Annotated in this window: 14 protein-coding genes and 2 pseudogenes; 8 read left to right on the forward strand and 8 right to left on the reverse strand. The window is 58.4% G+C overall.

Going from position 1 to position 16741, the window contains the following annotated elements; translation table 11 throughout:
* Position 1 precedes the first annotated feature (1 nt).
* The 3 genes and pseudogenes from paoA to AAHB66_RS04555 form a co-directional block, all read right to left on the reverse strand.
* A pseudogene (paoA, locus tag AAHB66_RS04545) lies at positions 2-670 on the reverse strand (aldehyde dehydrogenase iron-sulfur subunit PaoA); the annotation flags it as partial.
* 200 nt (positions 671-870) lie between these two features.
* On the reverse strand, positions 871-2337 hold the full coding sequence (locus AAHB66_RS04550) for a UbiD family decarboxylase (RefSeq protein WP_347115346.1): 1467 nt from the start codon (positions 2335-2337) through the stop codon (positions 871-873).
* A 10-nt stretch (positions 2338-2347) separates the two neighbouring features.
* Positions 2348-2923: a UbiX family flavin prenyltransferase gene (locus tag AAHB66_RS04555; RefSeq protein ID WP_307762111.1), complete on the reverse strand. Its 576-nt coding sequence runs from the start codon at positions 2921-2923 to the stop codon at positions 2348-2350.
* 96 nt (positions 2924-3019) lie between these two features.
* Between AAHB66_RS04555 and AAHB66_RS04560 the strand changes: the two genes are divergently transcribed.
* Both AAHB66_RS04560 and AAHB66_RS04565 read left to right on the forward strand, forming a co-directional pair.
* Positions 3020-3481, forward strand: a complete 462-nt coding sequence (locus AAHB66_RS04560; protein WP_347115347.1) for a MarR family transcriptional regulator — start codon at positions 3020-3022, stop codon at positions 3479-3481.
* Between the two features lie 5 nt (positions 3482-3486).
* Complete coding sequence (locus tag AAHB66_RS04565) at positions 3487-4611, forward strand: helix-turn-helix domain-containing protein (protein WP_347115349.1); 1125 nt, start codon at positions 3487-3489, stop codon at positions 4609-4611.
* Here AAHB66_RS04565 and AAHB66_RS04570 read toward each other — a convergent pair.
* Together AAHB66_RS04570 and yddG are read right to left on the reverse strand one after the other, a co-directional pair.
* Positions 4599-5981: an MFS transporter gene (locus AAHB66_RS04570; RefSeq protein ID WP_347115350.1), complete on the reverse strand. Its 1383-nt coding sequence runs from the start codon at positions 5979-5981 to the stop codon at positions 4599-4601. The genes AAHB66_RS04565 and AAHB66_RS04570 overlap by 13 nt on opposite strands.
* Positions 5982-6246: 265 nt before the next feature.
* Positions 6247-7158 (reverse strand): aromatic amino acid DMT transporter YddG, encoded by a 912-nt coding sequence (gene yddG, locus AAHB66_RS04575; RefSeq protein WP_347115351.1) that lies wholly within the window; start codon positions 7156-7158, stop codon positions 6247-6249.
* A 396-nt stretch (positions 7159-7554) separates the two neighbouring features.
* Here yddG and AAHB66_RS04580 point away from each other — a divergent pair, with 396 nt between their 5' ends.
* The 5 genes from AAHB66_RS04580 to AAHB66_RS04600 all read left to right on the forward strand — a co-directional run bounded on the left by AAHB66_RS04580 (position 7555) and on the right by AAHB66_RS04600 (position 12577).
* On the forward strand, positions 7555-8451 hold the full coding sequence (locus tag AAHB66_RS04580) for a dihydrodipicolinate synthase family protein (RefSeq protein WP_347115352.1): 897 nt from the start codon (positions 7555-7557) through the stop codon (positions 8449-8451).
* A 9-nt stretch (positions 8452-8460) separates the two neighbouring features.
* Entirely contained in the window at positions 8461-9963 is a 1503-nt protein-coding gene (locus tag AAHB66_RS04585; protein ID WP_347115353.1) for an aldehyde dehydrogenase, read from the forward strand.
* A 118-nt stretch (positions 9964-10081) separates the two neighbouring features.
* Positions 10082-10246 carry a hypothetical protein gene (locus AAHB66_RS04590; RefSeq protein ID WP_347115354.1) on the forward strand — a complete coding sequence of 55 codons (165 nt, stop codon included), beginning with the start codon at positions 10082-10084 and terminating at the stop codon, positions 10244-10246.
* 95 nt (positions 10247-10341) lie between these two features.
* Positions 10342-11043, forward strand: a complete 702-nt coding sequence (locus tag AAHB66_RS04595) for a GntR family transcriptional regulator (RefSeq protein WP_126521899.1) — start codon at positions 10342-10344, stop codon at positions 11041-11043.
* Positions 11044-11257: 214 nt separating this feature from the next.
* Positions 11258-12577, forward strand: coding sequence for an FAD-binding oxidoreductase (locus tag AAHB66_RS04600; protein WP_347115355.1), 1320 nt, complete (start codon positions 11258-11260; stop codon positions 12575-12577).
* A gap of 115 nt (positions 12578-12692) precedes the next feature.
* On the opposite strand, the gene AAHB66_RS04605 is transcribed toward AAHB66_RS04600, so the two are convergent.
* Both AAHB66_RS04605 and AAHB66_RS04610 read right to left on the reverse strand, forming a co-directional pair.
* Positions 12693-13637, reverse strand: coding sequence for a bifunctional helix-turn-helix transcriptional regulator/GNAT family N-acetyltransferase (locus AAHB66_RS04605; RefSeq protein WP_347115356.1), 945 nt, complete (start codon positions 13635-13637; stop codon positions 12693-12695).
* A gap of 60 nt (positions 13638-13697) precedes the next feature.
* Positions 13698-14030, reverse strand: coding sequence for a DUF1294 domain-containing protein (locus AAHB66_RS04610; protein WP_347115357.1), 333 nt, complete (start codon positions 14028-14030; stop codon positions 13698-13700).
* A 215-nt stretch (positions 14031-14245) separates the two neighbouring features.
* Here AAHB66_RS04610 and AAHB66_RS04615 point away from each other — a divergent pair, with 215 nt between their 5' ends.
* Positions 14246-14893: a helix-turn-helix domain-containing protein gene (locus tag AAHB66_RS04615; protein WP_347115358.1), complete on the forward strand. Its 648-nt coding sequence runs from the start codon at positions 14246-14248 to the stop codon at positions 14891-14893.
* A gap of 50 nt (positions 14894-14943) precedes the next feature.
* On the opposite strand, the pseudogene AAHB66_RS04620 reads toward AAHB66_RS04615, so the two are convergent.
* Positions 14944-16729, reverse strand: a pseudogene (locus AAHB66_RS04620) (diguanylate cyclase).
* Positions 16730-16741 lie beyond the last annotated feature (12 nt).

Here is a 16741-nt window from a genome sequence, read left to right on the forward strand (position 1 = left end):
TTTGAACTCCCCCCGCGGCGTCTTCGATGGCGTCCAGAATGTTGGCGTACGCCCCGCAGCGACAGATATTGCCGCTCATGCGTTCGCGAATTTCATCCGCCGTCATTTCCGGCGGGGAGACCAGATCGAGGGTAACGTGGCTGGGAATGCCCGCCTCAATCTCTTTCAGTACCGCGACAGAAGAGCAGATCTGCCCTGATGTGCAGTACCCGCACTGGAAACCATCGTGTTTGATAAATGCCGCCTGCATGGGGTGCAGGTTGTCAGGCGTACCCAGCCCTTCGATGGTGGTGATCTCGGCATCCTGATGCATGACAGCCAGCGTCAGGCAGGCGTTAATCCGGCGGCCCTCCACCAGAACCGTACAGGCCCCGCACTGTCCGTGGTCACAGCCTTTTTTGGTGCCGGTAAGCTGTAAATTCTCGCGCAGCGCATCCAGCAGGGTGGTGCGCGTATCGACCTCAAGTTGCTGACTTTTGCCGTTGACGCGCAGCGTCAGGGGCATCATCTCCGGCGGGGGCGTGACGGCGGGCTCGCCCTCGGCCAGTGCGCCACAGGGGTAAACCGCCGCAGTTGCCGCCGCTGCGGCACTGACTTTGATCAGATCCCGTCGGGACAGGCTGAAATCGTGTTGCTGTCCGTTTTCAGGATATTCGCCTTGGTTGCTCATGCCAGGCCTCCGGTATTTAAAGGGGGATAAAAAAGAAAGAGGGTGCGACTGTGTCGTCTGATTTTTAAACGTTAAGCATAGACGGCGATGGGAGCGGGATTATTCTTAAATCGTGAATGCTGTTATGAGGTGAGGAGATAAGTGGGCGATGGGAATCCAGAAATGCCTGTCTGTTGTTAAAACAGACAGGCTTAAGAGACTTATAGCTCCGTTGGCCAGTTCTCCAGCACCCGCTGACGCACCTCTTCCGGATAGCCCTGCTCGAACGAGGCATGCAGATGGCGGGTGGACTGCAGCGTATCAAACACCACTTTTGCCCCCTTACCGGCCACGTACTCTTCTTCTTCATAACACTGCGGCAAGCGGATCACGCGCTGATCGTCGAACACCACGCGGCGGCCAACCGGGTGAACGCGGGTTGAGAGCACCCACACCACTTCACGCAGATTAGTCGGATCAAAATCATCATCCACCACGTAGACCTTCGGAATAAACACCATCGCGTCGGTCTTAAACAGCACTTCACCAATGCGCTGCGCCAGCGCCTCGCTGGAAACGCCCGGCAGCAGCTCGCGCCAGTTCTGCGGCACTACCACCAGCAGCCAGTGGACGGTCGAATCTTCCGGGATCCAGGCGGTGACAACAGGCAGCTCCGCTTCACGCAGATACGTCAGGGCATCGGCGGCCAGCCCCATCGCCCACAGGGTGTGCGATTCGTCGGTCGGGCGGCCGGTGATCGACATCGGCCAGATCGGGTCGTCCCGGTGGGTAATGGTCTCGACGTGGAAGGTCGGTTGGGCAGAAGAACCCTCGCCAAGATAGCCGCCGTACTCGCCGTACGGGCCTTCCTCGCAATCGCGCTCAATAGAGACATGGCCCTCAATCACAATCTCTGCCGTGGCAGGCACGTCCAGATCGATACTGACCGCCTTTACCACCGGCACCGGCTCACCCGCCAGGGTACCGATGTAATCCGCCTCGTCGGCATGGGCCGGGATCGGAATACCGGAAACGCAGGAGATCGCCGGAGCCGGGCCCTGCACCAGGGCGTAAGGCATCGGCTGGCCGAGCTTGACCCACTCAGTCCAGATCTGGCCGATATGCTGGCTCGGCACAATCAGCCCCACCATCCGTTTGCCGTCGACCTTCATCACGCGGGCGATGGACCAGTTCACCCATTTGCCGTCCGGCGTTTTGACGATCAGCGTGCCCCAGGTATTGGCATAGCGACCGCCGTCCTTGTCGTGGGCAAAGGGGATCGGGAAGCGATCAAGGTTCGCCTCTTCACCACGCAGGATGTTCTGATGACACAGGGCATCCGCAGAAGCCACCCGCACCGGTGGAATGCCGGGCTTATGGCGCGCCGCCGACAGCGCTTCGACAATCTGCGGCCCGGTGGACTCGGGGGCCAGGCCGAGCGACATCGCCACGCGGGCATAAGGTATCTCCTGACGGGAGGAGAGGCTGGCCGGGGCACCGAACAGGCGGAAACCGGGGGCTACACCTGCCACCTTGTGGAACAGCGGGGCAGGGGACTGGATCTCATAGCTGCGGCGGGTAATGGCACTGGGTTCAAAATCGCCGTCCACTTCGCGGGTCACGTGCATGATGTCGCCCATGGCGTCGAGGGCATCGATATAACTGCGTAAATCACCGTAATAGTTCATCAGGCTCTCCTTAAGCCGTGGGGGCGGAGTGAGGTTCACCCCAGCGTTTTGTTAAAGCGTTATCCAGGCCGAACTGATCCAGAATGCGCGACACAAAGTGGTTGATGATGTCGTCAGTGCTGGTGGGGTTGTTATAGAAGGCGGGCATCGGCGGCAGCATCATAGCCCCGGCGCGGGTCAGGGCGAGCATGTTCTCCAGATGGATGGCGTTGAGCGGCGATTCGCGCGGCACCAGCACCAGCTTGCGCTGCTCTTTCAGGGTCACGTCGGCGGCGCGGGCGATCAGGCCATCGCCGTAGCCGCAGCGGATGGCGGCGAGGGTTTTCATGCTGCACGGCACCACGATCATCCCGTCGACGCGAAAGGAGCCGCTGGAGATGGCCGCCGCCTGATCGTGCTCGCTGTAAGTCTTCGAGGCGAGCGCGATAACCTCCTGTACACTGTAGGGCGTTTCCAGTTGAATGGTGGCGCGCGCCCATTTGGAGATGATCAAATGCGTTTCGACGTCCAGATCCTTTAGCGCGGCCAGTAAACGAACGCCAATTGCAGCGCCAGTAGCGCCAGTCATGCCTACAACAAGCTTCATGCGGGTTCCCGGAATGTGTTCTTTCATGTATAGTTTGAGTTCAAACTGTTTGTGCTCGAACTATATGTTTGTCGTTTTCAGGAGTCAAGAGAGTCGATGGCAGAAAATCGCGACTTAATCTTTGCCGCGCCCCTGTGGCCGCACGGCGATTGTTCATTAATGCACCTGATGCGCCGCGCAGGGCAGCATTCCACCACCTGCTGGAGCCAGTGCGTCGATACCGGGTTATCTGCCGTGCAGTACGCCATACTGGTAGTGCTGGCGGAAGAAACCACCTGCGACCAGCAAACGCTGGGGAGCCGCGCCGGGTTTGATAAAGCCACCGGCACCTATGTGATTGATCGTATGACCAAAAGCGGGTTACTGACGGTAGAGACCGATCCCGCCAACCGCCGCCGCAAGCTGGTCTCCATGACCGCAGAGGGCGAGGCGATGCTGGCCCGGATGATTGAGCAGGCCATAAGCGCCGAGAAGATGATTACCGCTGGTCTGAATACCCAGGATATCGCTGACCTGAAGCGTCTGCTGAGCAAGCTGGGGGGGATTGCAGGAGCCTGATGACTATGCCTCCAACGAAATTGCCTGACAGTGAGCCGAAGCCCGATCTGACGATCGGCTTTCTGCTGATGAAGCACTTTACGCTGGCCTCGGTGGCGGGGCTGGTGGAGTCCCTGCGCTTTGCGGCGGACGAGTCCTTCTCCAGCCGGCAGATCTTCTGCCGCTGGGAGTGGATGACCTGCGATGACCAGCCGATTACCGCCAGCTGCGGCCTGCCGGTGTCACCCACCGCTAAGCTCGATTTCTCAAAAGAGTGGGATTACTTCGTGGTCGCGGGCGGACTGCTGGAAGAGACCCGCCAGTCGCCGGAGTGGCTGTTGCAGGCCCTGCGGGACCTGCATGCCCGCAATATCCCGATCATTACCCTGTGCAGCGGGGCCTTTGTCGCCGGTAACGCCGGGCTGCTGGACGGTCGCCACTGCGCGATCCACTTCACCACCCGGGATGAGTTCCGGCTGCGCTTCCCGAAAGCCATTCCGGTGATCGATAAAACCTACATCAAGGACGGCGGGATTATCTCCTGTCCGGGCGGCACGGCGATTGACCTGGCGGCGGATCTGATCCGCCAGCACTGCGGGCTGGTGCGCTCGCAAAAGGTGCTGAAATATCTGCTGGTGGATGAGGTGCCCACGCCAAAAACGAAGCACAAAGCGTCGCTCAGCGAACCCGACGTTTACGAGAACCCGCTGGTCACCAGGGTGATTGAGTTTATGAAGCACCATCTCGACTCGCCGGTGCCGCTGGCGGAAGTGGCAGAGTTTGCCGGGGTAACCTTCCGCCAGCTCAATCTGATCTTTACCCAGTGTACCGGCCACTCGGCGGCGGTGTACTGGCGGCGGATGCGCCTTGAGCAGGCGCGTAAGCTGATGGCCGACTCCAGCAACAGCATTAACGCCATTGCCACCGCCACCGGTTTTGCGGATGCCTCGCACCTGATCGCCTGGTTCCGTAAGCAGTACGGTGAAACCCCCCAGTTCGTTCAGAAAGCGGCGCAGGGATGTGGAAAAACTGGTGAAAGAGTAAAGGGCCATTGCCCGGCGGCGCTTCGCTTGCACGGGCCTACAGGTTTTGTAGGCCGGGTAAGCGCAGCGCCACCCGGCGGCACTTTTTACGGACGTTACAGCATATGACGCTTCGCCATCGGCCCTGGCGCACTCGCTTTCTGTGACGGGGTGTCATCCAGCGAAGCCGCATCTGCCAGGCTGCGGGCGTTGGTTTCCGGTGCCAGCCACCAGGAGACAGCTAAGCCCACAAAGGTGATCGCCGCGGCGATATACATGGTGGTGCCGATCCCCAGGCTCTGCAGCGAGGCAGGCACCAGCCAGGTCCCGACCGCGGCACCAATGCGTGACAGCGAGGTTCCCACGCCTACCGCACCGGCACGGATCTCTGTCGGGAAGATCTCGTTCGGATAGACCAACTGCAGCACCTGCGCCCCACCGATAAACAGCGCGTAGGCCCCAAACATCAGCAGAATGATCATCGACGGACCATCACGCAGCAGGCCCAGCAGCAGCAGCGCCAGTCCCGACCAGAGGAAGCTTTGCAGCAGCAGCTTGCGGCGACCCAGGGTGTTCACCAGCCGGGTGGCGATAATGCAGCCGACCACGAACAGCAGGGTGATGGCAACCGAACCGTATGAAGCCCATTTGCCGCTGAGGTGCAGGGCATCCAGCACTTTCGGCGCAAAGGCATACACCGCAAACACCGGGATCACCGAGCAGGTCCAGAAGATGGTCACGAAAGCCATGCGTTTGCCGTAACCCGAGTGCAGCAGGTTGAAGAAGGAGAGGTTTTTGCTTTCCGTCTGCTCCGGCAGATTGTCCAGGCCAAAATCAGGGCCATACACCTTGCGAATGATCGCTTCGGCTTCGGCGTGACGGCCTTTGCTGATCAGCCAGCGCGGGGATTCCGGGGTGCCCATACGCACCAGAAACAGCAGCGCACCAATGACCGCCGTGCTCGCCAGGGTCAGGCGCCAGGCGTCCGGGCCGCCAAAGTGCAGCAGCGCTTCACCGGTCATATAGGCCGTGGCGGCACCGGCAAACCACAGGATGGTGAGGGTCGCCAGGCACGGCCCGCGGTTTTTCTTCGGCAGAAACTCCACCAGGAAGGCGGTCGCCACCGGGTACTCAATGCCCACCGCCACGCCGTTTAAAAAGCGCAGGGCAAACAGCATCTCGCCGCTCTGCACCCAGTATTGCGCCACGGAGCAGACCACAAACAGCGTCGGACCGACGAAATAGAGCATCCGTCTGCCCAGTCGGTCGGTGAGGGCGCCGCCAATAAAACCACCAAAGAAGATGCCGATCAGCGCCGAGGCGACAATCAGGCCCTCCCAGAAGGCGGTCAGCCCCAGGGCCGGGGAGACCTTCATCATGGCGATGCCGATAATGCTCAGCACATAACCATCGACGAAGGAGCCGCCGCCGGAGCGAACGGTCAGCAGACGGTGAAAGCGGTTGAGTGGTACGTCTTCAACAGAAACGGTATTTGACATGGTAACTCCTGTCTTTCCCCGATATCGTTGAATTAATGGGTCACAGCAGGAATAAACATCACTAGCGATGAATGTTTATTCAGGCCGAGCGAAACCGCTTTCCATTAATCAATCGATTACGGAATAAATATAGGTCTAAGAAGGTTCAAGCGTTAAATAAAAGTGTGCGTTATTTCGCGTAATTCATGGCAAATACTCCTCCGCTGCATGATGGTCGGATAAGATGTTATTTATATTTATTATGTTGTTACTGTGTTTGTTATTTTTAAGATGCTTCGTCAGATAATCGTTTTACAGCAACCGTACGCGTCGACCACCAGCAGATCAGCGATCCGAGGCTGACCATTGCCGTTCCCTGCCAGAAGGCCAGGGTCAGGTGCGAATCCAGCATAAAGGCCGCCAGCACTGCCGAGATAATCGGAATAAAGTAGGACGCCGCCGCCAGCACCGTGACGTTGCCGTGCAGGATCCCGACGTTCCAGGCGGCGTAGCCAAAGCCCATCGCCATCGCCGCCAGCATCAGACTGATCCACGCATGCCACGACAGATTAAATTCCGGCTGGGGTGAGGTGAGATATTTCACCCACAGCGTCAGCGCCGTTAAGATAAAGAACAAGGTAATACCGTTATTTCCCTGAGCGATACGTTGGGTAACTACGCAATAAATCGCCCAGATCACCGCTCCGCTGAATGCCAGCCCGTAACTCAACGGATTATCCATAACGTTATTCATCATCTCCGTCAGCGAAAATCCGTTATCGCCACCTAATACCCGGCCTATTCCGACGATGGCTAAAATCACCCCAGGAATAATTAACGGGCTGGTTTTCTGCCGGTTAACAATCACCGCCAGTAAAATGGTCATGCTCGGCCAGAGATAATTCACCATCCCCACTTCAATCGCCTGCCGCCCGGAGTGGGTAAAGCCCAGCGACAGCGACAGGCACAGCTCATAGCAGACGAACAGCACACTGCCAATGATGAGGTAGCTCACCGGGAACCTTTTGATCTTCGGAAAGCCAAGGGTAAACAGAAGCAGTACCGCGCTGCAGGTGTAGATCAGTGCCGCCCCGCCCACCGGGCCAAAGCCTTCGCTCACGCTTTTAATCAGGCCGACTATCGCGCTCCAGAGCAGGATGGCGATCAGGCCGATAAGTGTCGCTTTCTTATGGGGCATACCCTGTACCTCTGTTTACATTTTGGTCACAATCCGGCGTTCCGGTGTGCCGCTTTGTTAAATTATGGTTAACCACAGCATTAAAACTATGCCGCCGGAAAGGCGCTGTAAATACGTCTCAGAGGGTGATAAGTCGGGAATGTGATCGCTATCGGAAATCATATAGAAAATTACTACGACGAAATAAAGTATTTAATTTATTGATTTATAAAATATAAATTTTCAGTGTTTGTCAAAATCTTCTGTTATTACGTATTTACGTTGTATTTTTGATGTATACAAAAAATATTCATTCATTGACCTTTTCCCTCCCCGTATGCAAATTTTTAACAAACGCAGTCCATCAGGGTTGCGTAGCAGACTGTGATGGTCGTGAATTCCCCCCTGGAGGTTATCGTGTTGACATTTGAAGGTATCTACACCCCGGCAATTACCCCTTACGCAGCCGATGGCAGCATTGATTTTGCACGCTTTTCCGACGTGTTGGAGTCGCTGATCGAGGCCCGCGTTCACGGCATCATCATTGGTGGCTCTACCGGTGAATACTACGCGCAGAGCCCGGAAGAGCGTAAAGCGCTGGTGGAACACGCCCGCCAGGTGATTGGCACCCGCCTGCCGCTGATTGTCGGCACCGGTGCGATCCGTACTGAAGACGCGGTGGACTACGCCAAACATGCCCGTGAGGCCAAAGCCGATGCCATTCTGGTGACCTCACCGCCGTACGCCCTGCCGACCGAGCTGGAGAACGCCCATCACGCGTTGACCGTGGATAAAGCCGCCCAGCTGCCGATCATGCTTTACAACTACCCGGGCCGCATGGGCATCACCATGGGCGAGACCTATTTCCGCGAAGTGAGCCGCTCATCAAACGTGGTCGCCATTAAAGAGAGCTCCGGCGATTTTAATAACCTGCACCTGCTGGCCTGTAAGTTCCCGAACATCGCGCTCTCCTGCGGCTGGGACGATCAGGCCCTCGAGTTCTTCGCCTGGGGCGCGCAAAGCTGGGTTTGTGCCGGCTCCAACTTTATCCCGCGTGAACACGTGGCGCTGTATGAAGCCTGCGTGGTGGAGAAAGACTTCGCCAAAGGCCGCAAGATCATGGCCGCGATGATGCCGCTGATGAACTTCCTCGACGGCGGCAAGTTCGTGCAGTCGATCCGTTACGGCTGCGAGCTGAACGGCCTGACTTCCGGCACGGTGCGCGCGCCGCTGCAGGATCTGAATGAAGAAGAGAAAGTGCAGCTGAAAGCGGTAATTGCCGATGTGAAACGCAACGTCGCTGCGGCGCTGTAAGGAGGCACTATGAGTCAGCTGCACACCCTGGACGACGTAACGGCCATCGCCCGGGAACTCTCCCTGGCGAGCAAGGCCTTTATCAACGGACGCTTCGTGGCCGCGCAATCCGGCAAAACGCTGCCGACCACCAACCCGGCTACCGGGGAGACCATCGGCCATATCGCCGCCTGCGACGTTGCCGACGTCAACGCGGCGGTGGCGGGGGCGCGCAGCGCGTTCGAGGCCGGAAGCTGGCGCAAGCGGGCACCGGGCGAACGCAAAGCGGTGCTGCTGAAGCTGGCGGCGCTGATGGAGCAGGAGATCGACCAACTGGCGGTGCTGGAGAGCCTCGACAGCGGCAAACCGGTCAGCGAATGCCTGGCGGTGGACGTGCCGGAAACCATTCACGTGCTGAAGTGGCACGCGGAAGCTATCGACAAACTCTACGACCATACCGCCCCGGTGGGTAACGGCGCGATGGCGCTGGTGGTGCGCGAGCCGATTGGCGTGGTGGGCTGCGTCCTGCCGTGGAACTTCCCGCTGCTGATGCTGGCCTGGAAAATTGGCCCGGCGCTGGCGGCGGGCTGCTCGGTGATAGTCAAACCGGCGGAGCAGACCTCGCTCACCGCGCTGCGGGTCGCAGAGCTGGCATTTGAGGCGGGCGTTCCGGCAGGGGTACTGAATATCGTCACCGGCACCGGCAAAGACGTGGGTGAGCCGATTGGCCTGCACCCGGATATCGACATGGTGAGCTTTACCGGCTCCACCACCACCGGACGGCGTTTCCTGCACTATGCGGCAGAGTCCAATCTTAAGAAGGTGGTGCTGGAGTGCGGCGGTAAAAACCCGGCGGTCGTCTTTGACGATGCCGAGGATCTGGCAACCGTGGCTGGTCACGTGCTGAACGGCGCATTCTGGAACATGGGCGAGAACTGTTCCGCCACCTCGCGCCTGCTGGTGCAGGAAAGTGTCAAAGAGACGCTGCTGGTCGAGATGGCCAAACAGATTGGCGACTGGCCGATGGGCAACCCGCTCGATCCGAACAACCGGCTGGGGGCGATGGTCTCGACGGAGCATTTCACCAAGGTGAGCGGTTATCTCGACACCGCACGCCAGGAAGGGCTGCGGATCGTGCAGGGCGGTGATACCGAGCAGGGCGCTTACGTCCAGCCGACCATTATCGATGGCGTAACGCCGGAGAGCGCGCTGTTCCGGGAGGAGATCTTCGGCCCGGTGCTGTGCGTCACCACGTTCAAAACCGAAGCCGAGGCCATCGCGCTGGCCAACGATACCCAGTACGGCCTGGCCGCGTCGGTCTACACCGGCAGGCTGAACCGGGCCATTCGCGTATCGCGCGCCATTCGCGCCGGCACGGTGACGGTGAACTGCTTCGGGGAAGGCGACGCCACCACGCCGTTTGGCGGCTACAAGCAATCGGGCTTTGGCGGGCGCGATAAATCTGTTTTCGCCCTCGACCAGTACACCGAACTGAAGACTGTCTGGATCGATCTCTCTGAAGACGACGCCTGAAGCCGTTTTTAACGGTCTGGAAGAGAGAATTCATTTCTATTTCTGTCTTCTGGCGGCGGTTGGCCTGTCCAAAAAGCAGGGACGCATTGGCTCAAACCGGCAGAAAAATGCCTTTATTATGAAGTGGCTAAAAAATGCCGGGCGGCTGCAGTCGTTTCGCCAGGCTGCCAGCAGTGAAATTGTCTGGCTGCGTGGGGAGATCCTTCGCCACCCACCGGACCGGGATCCGGAGCCCCTCCTGAGGCTGATCTATCAGACTGCCAGTGAGATGCGCAGAGCATGATTGCTGTGGCTGATAATTTTGCTGTTGCTCATCTTTATCTGTAGGTTAAGCAACATCATAGTTAAGCATCACAGATCGATTTTCAGGAGGCGGCAATGAGAACGGGAAAGGTAGCGCTGTATGAGGATCTCAAGCGACATATTCTGACCATGGAGCTGGATCCGGACGAGCTGCTGGATGAAGCCGCGCTGACCGCGCAGTACGGCCTCTCCCGCACGCCGGTACGCGAAGTGTTCCAGCGCCTGGCGGGGGAAGGTTATCTCGAAATTGTGGAAAAACGCGGCGTGCGGGTGATCCCGATGAGCCACTCGACGCTGCGCAATTTCTTCCTCGTGGCACCGATGATCTATGCCGCCACCGGACGCCTCGCCGTGCAGCACTACAAACCGGCGCAGCTCAAGGCGCTGAAAGAGACTCAAAAGCGTTTTCGCAAGGCGGTGCAAACCCGCGATGCCGAGGCGCTGGCGCTGGAGAACAACCGTTTTCACGAGATCATGGGCGAGATGGCGGCCAACCCCTATCTGCAGCCGAGCCTGGGGCGTTTGCTGATCGACCACTGTCGCATCGGGCATACCTTCTTCCGGCCGCAAAACGAGGATATGGAGCGCCGTTTACAGCTGGCCGCGGATCATCACGACGCCTTTATCGTTGCCATTGAGGCGCGTGACGAACAGGCGGTGGTGGATCTGGTGTTTGAGCACTGGGAGCTGTCGCGGGAAAACATGGAAATCTTCATCGCGCCGCAGGGGCTGAAGGCCGATAATTTCGCGCCATTCCCGGAGGGCGATAACCGCTGATCGCATCCCGCTAAGGCCTGCTGGCACCCGCTGACAGGCCTCCTTTCCCCATTCGTATTTCTTCTCTGACGCCCCGCTGCGCCGGACTTCGCACGCCTTTTTTATCATTCTCGCAACTATTTTTATACTTGATGTATACATGAGATATACATCACATACACATTTTCTCGGGATGGCTAACATTGATTCAACGCTACTTACCGGAGTAACCCACGTGCAAAAGATCACTTCTCTACCTGCTGACGACGCCCTGCCGGGTTGGTATCACACCAGTCAACCGCGTACCCCGCGTCCTGCCCATGTCGGGCAAAAAAATGCCCGCTGGGCGATAGTCGGGGCCGGGCTAACCGGGCTGGCCGCGGCCCGCCAGCTGGCGCTCAACTTCCCGGATAGTGAAGTGGTGCTGATTGAGGCGCAGGACGTGGGTTACGGCTCCTCCGGACGTAACGCCGGTTTCGCCATTGATGTTCCGCACGATATCGGGGCCAAGGACTATATCGGTGACGTCACCACCGCGAATCTGATCCTCAAGCTCAATACCCTCGGGCAGAACTACCTGCGTGAGATTGTGAAGGAGCACGGCATTGAATGTCAGATGAGCGATTCCGGCAAATATCAGGCCGCAGTGGGGGAGAAGGGGATCGCTATTCTCGAGGCTTACCGCAGTGGGCTGGAGAAAATTGGCCGCCACGCAGAGATGATCCCCGGGAAAGATCTGCCGGACCATATCGGCACCTCTTACTACCAGCAGGCGCTCTACATTCCGGGCACCATTCTGCTCCAGCCCTCGGCGCTGGTGAAAGGGCTAGCGGACAGCCTGCCGTCTAACGTGACCCTGTATGAAAACACGCCCATTACCTCCATCGACTATGGCGACAAAGTGACGCTGGTGCATGACCACGGCAGCATCACCGCCGACACGCTGATCCTGGCGAACAACGCCTTTGCTGCTCACTTTGGTTTTCTGCGCGGTCGCCTGCTGCCGACCTTCCTCTATGGCAGCCTGACCCGCCCGTTGACCGCTGAAGAGCAGGCGCAGCTCGGCGGTAAGCCGGTGTGGGGCGTTATCCCGGCGCATCCGTTTGGCAGCACCGTGCGCCGCACGGTGGATAACCGCATCCTGATGCGCAACAGCTTTAGCTTCCATCCCGACGGTCGCCCGCGTGAAAAACAGCTGAAGCACAATATTGAGACCCACCGTAAATCGTTCGAGCGCCGCTTCCCGATGCTAAGCAAGGTTGATTTCGAATACTCCTGGAGCGGGGCTATCTGCCTGTCGGATAACCATGAAGGCTTCTTCGGGCAACTGGCACCGAACGTCTATGGCGCGCTGTGCTGTAACGGTCTGGGGATCACCCGTGGTACCGCCACCGGCAAACTGCTGGCGGATATGATCGCCGGGGAGCGCAACGAGCTGATCGATTTCCTCGTGGCCTCGCCGGGCCCGAACAGAACCCCGCCGGAGCCGTTCCTGTCGATTGGCGTGAACTCTGTGCTGAAATGGGGCCAGTTCCGGGCGGGGCTGGAGGTATAGTATTCAGCTAAAACGCTGGCCGTCTCAGCCGAACTGCCGGGTGGCGCTGCGCTTACCCGGCCTACGGACTGTCCCCTCTCCCCTTTGGGGAGAGGGTCAGGGTGAGGGGAACAGCTCATCTGCGCGTAAACTGCTGCTCGGTGATGGTGCTGCCCCACTGATCGCCTTGCCACTCTTTCGCTAATTCAAAACCGAATGACTCGTACAAACGTCTCGCCGCCGTCAGCTTATTAAAGGTCCACAGCTGCACCGCAGAAAACGTCATTTCATCGCAAAATTTCATCGCTTCGGCAATCAGCTTTCTGCCCACGCCGCTGCCGCGACAGCCGTCGTCCAGGATAAACCAGCGCAAATGCGCCTCGTTGTTTCCCAGGTCTTCGCCATCAATAGCGACAGAGCCGACGATGCGCCCGTTCAGCATTGCCAGCCAGATTTGATTACAGGGATTGTCCAGCCGCCCTGAAAATTCCGCCAGGCCAGCGGCGACCTTACTCTCAAAGAAACTGCCGAAATTATGTTCGCGTGCATAAAAGCTGCCGTGCATTTCCGTTATGCGGCCAATCATTCCCGGGTGATAGCCAGAGACAATTTCGATGGCGCTTCTGGTGTTCAGGTCGGCATCATCGCGGCAGGCTTTCAGGGCGTGGGCATAGACGCTAAGACCCTGGGAAACGACGCGCTGCTGGCTGGCGTCCATTTTTTGCAGGGCTGAAATGACGCGTTCATTACCGTAGGCATTAATCTTCCGCACCGTTTCTCTGCCCTGTGCGCTAAGGCTCAGCTGCTTGAACCGTGCATCTTCCGTGGAGGGGGTTTCTTCCAGCTCACCGGATTTGACGAGTTTGGCGAGCATGCGGCTGACGCTGGATTTCTCAAGTCCCAGAACCTGCACTATCTGGGCTGCCGTCATTGAGCCCCGGGCCTCCAGTTCCAGTAGGGTATGCACAACCGAAGGGGAGTAGTCCGTTGCCGCCAGCGTGTGGTTCATGAACCCGAGTTCCCGTACCATCAGGCGCGACGAAATACGGATTTCTTCAACAATCGATGAATCAGCCATCATTAACCTTAACCTGTAAAATATAGTTGTACTATACAACCATGTTTCACAAGTGGCTGTCAATTAAGGCCAGAACCGCCACGCTGCCAGCAGCACCGCGACGTTCAGAATCACGCTGATCATAAAGTACGTCTTAAATGGCTGTTTCTGGGTTTTATGACGAAACAGCTGCTGGCCGAGTATTGCCCCCGGCCAGCCACCCACAAATCCGCATATCAACAACGTGGCTTCAGGCACCCGGCGCCAGGCCCTACGGGCCGCCATTTTATCCGCGCCATAGATAACGAACGTCAGCACGCTGGCAAGTACAAACCAAACTGGCAAAGGGTGTGGCAGCGATGCACTGCCCGCAGCGGCGAGGGCCAGAAGAAAGTAACAGAGGTAATTGAGTTTCATAGGAGAGCAACGGCATGAGCGAAAACAGGGGAGGGCAATGATACGTGATTCTGGCGGAAGAGTAATCAGGCCTGGTCCGTTAACCGTTTTGCCAGGCAGATCGCCTCTTCGCGCCCGACGGCAGTGCGGTAACCGTGTTCATACGAAATACTTTTGAATACAAATATACCCAACCTGGGTATATAATGAGTCAGGGAACAGGATGAGGTGACGCAATGGAAGCGATTTTTATTGAATTACCCGCGTTTGAACGATATCGCGCCGAGTACCTTTCCGATGACGCTTATCGTGAATTTCAGAATGTGCTGCTCGCTAACCCCACAGCCGGAGAGGTTATCAAGGACTCCGGAGGGTTAAGAAAGGTTCGGTTTGTCGACGAACGCAGAGGGAAGGGTAAGCGCGGGGGAATTCGGGTTATTTATTACTGGTGGAAAACAGAGACAGAATTTTATTTGTTCACTTTATATGACAAAGACCAGGCAAGTGATTTAACGAAAGAGCAGCGCCAGACTTTGAGGCACGCTTTAGAGCGTATCAAGGGGGGAATGATGAGTAGAGACATATTTTCAGAACTGATGGAAGGTATGGATGCCTTACAGGAGCATAAGGAAGGCAAACGGACGCTTCGTACGCACCACGTTGCTATCCGTAAGGAAACGGCTTTAACGCCTGATGAAATCAAAGAGATCCGTCGTGATTTGAATTTATCCCAGGCGCTTTTCGCGAGATATTTGCATACCGCAACCAGGACCTATCAGAACTGGGAACAAGGCCTGGCAAAACCTAATCGACAGGCGGCATTGCTGATCCGCATTGTACAAAAAAGCCCCCAGGCATTGTCATTGCTGGCGGCCATGAACTGATCCCCTTTACGCCAGCCTGGCTGGAACAGGCGTTCCGCTGGGCTGGCCCATCACCCCGCCTCCAGCCCCCCGAAACTGACAATCCTTGAGCGTCCCAGCTCCTTTGCCCGGTACAGCGCCACGTCCGCGGCGCGCAGCAGGTTGTCGCTCTGGGCGTGCTGCGGATAGCTGGCAATGCCGATCGACACATCCACCGTGCCAATCTCCGCCAGCTCATACCGCAGCGCCAGGCTGTGCACGTTGCTATGGATATCGGAGGCACAGGCAAAGGCCGCCGCCTCGTCCGCCCCCGGAAGCAGGACCAGAAACTCCTCCCCGCCATAGCGGAATGCCATCCCCTTGTCGCTAACCGCACGCTGAATGATTGTCGCCACGCTTTTAATCACCAGATCGCCCGCATCGTGCCCGAATTTGTCGTTAATGGCTTTGAAATGGTCGATATCAATCATCAGGCAGCTTACCGGCTGACCGGTGTGCAATGCCTGGCTCATCTGGGTGCGCAGGGCATCCTCCAGATGATGACGATTGCGCAGGTTGGTCAGGGGATCGAACAAGGCTTTCTCCAGCAGGGCGTCGCGCAGACGCTGGTTGGCCAGCGCCAGGCCGAGGGCTTCGGCCATCAGCTCCAGATAGGCGCGGGACGGGGCCATCGCCGGGGTGACGTTCTGGAACGAGAGCAGGCCGATGGTCTCACCCTGGGCAATCAGGGGGACGCAGAGCGCATGGCTGGCGCAGGCGTCTGGCAGGTGATAGCAGAGGATATCCGGCTCGCCGGTCACTGGCGGATGACTCTGCCCACGACGCACCGCCCAGCACTGGTCCGGGTGGAAGGGCTCGGCCTCCCCCCTGCGGATCGAGCCATCCCGCGGCGCAGTGCATCTGCCACGGATCCCGTTCGAGGAGCCAGAGCTGTCCGGGGATACCCGGCGCAATGCCGGGCGCGAAAAGCCGCGCCACGTTCAGGACATCTTCAACCGACTCGCAGCCCTGCAGCCGTTGAGTCATGCGTGCCAGCAGTTCACGTATCGCCCAGTCGGCATCACGCTCCTGCTCCAGCCGCTGTCGCACCAGGCCGTTTTCGCGGAAGATGCGGATCGCCTGCGCCATATCGCCAATCTCATCGATCTGGCGATAGTCCGGCGCTTCCACCGCATAGTCCTGCGAGGCCAGCCGGTTGACCACGTCGCTCAGGCGCACCACCGGGCGTAAGACCCGACGTTTGAGGATAAAACCAAGGACAAACAGGAACATCAGCGCGGTCAGGCCGACCATCACCTCGGAGAGGGTACGCAGCCCGCGGGATTTCACCGTGGCATCGTCAATGGCCGCATCGGTACGCCGGTCCAGCATCTGACGAAAATGGTCGAGCTGATTCTGAACCAGCTCCAGCTCGTTCTCGTAACGCTCGCCATAAATTAGCGCGATGGCCTGGGGTTGCTCCCCACGCCCCACGCTGGCGATGGCGCTCTGCTGCTCATCCTGCAGGGCATCGGCCACCTGCAAACCCTCATGCAGCAGCGCCAGCTCATCCTCACTGGCACCCGCGTCTTTCAGCTTAAGCAGGCGATGCTCGATTCCGGCCATCGCCGCCGCTTTCTGACGATACGCGTCTGCCACAGCCGGATCCTGTTTGACGACGTATAGCCGCGCCAGGTCGGAGAGCGCCCAGGCGTCGGTCTCCACCTCTTCAGTGAGCCGATCGAAGATATAGCGCTGTTCAACGGCCTGCCGCTCGACGTTTTCGGCGCTGGAGGCCATCAACATGGCCACGCCGGAAGCGAGGGTCAGACAGACCGTGGCGCCGTATGCCCAGTTAGTGATTGTGGCGATACGCACGGCTTATTCCTT

Source organism: Leclercia sp. S52, assembly GCF_039727615.1.
Lineage (GTDB): Bacteria > Pseudomonadota > Gammaproteobacteria > Enterobacterales > Enterobacteriaceae > Enterobacter > Enterobacter adecarboxylatus_B.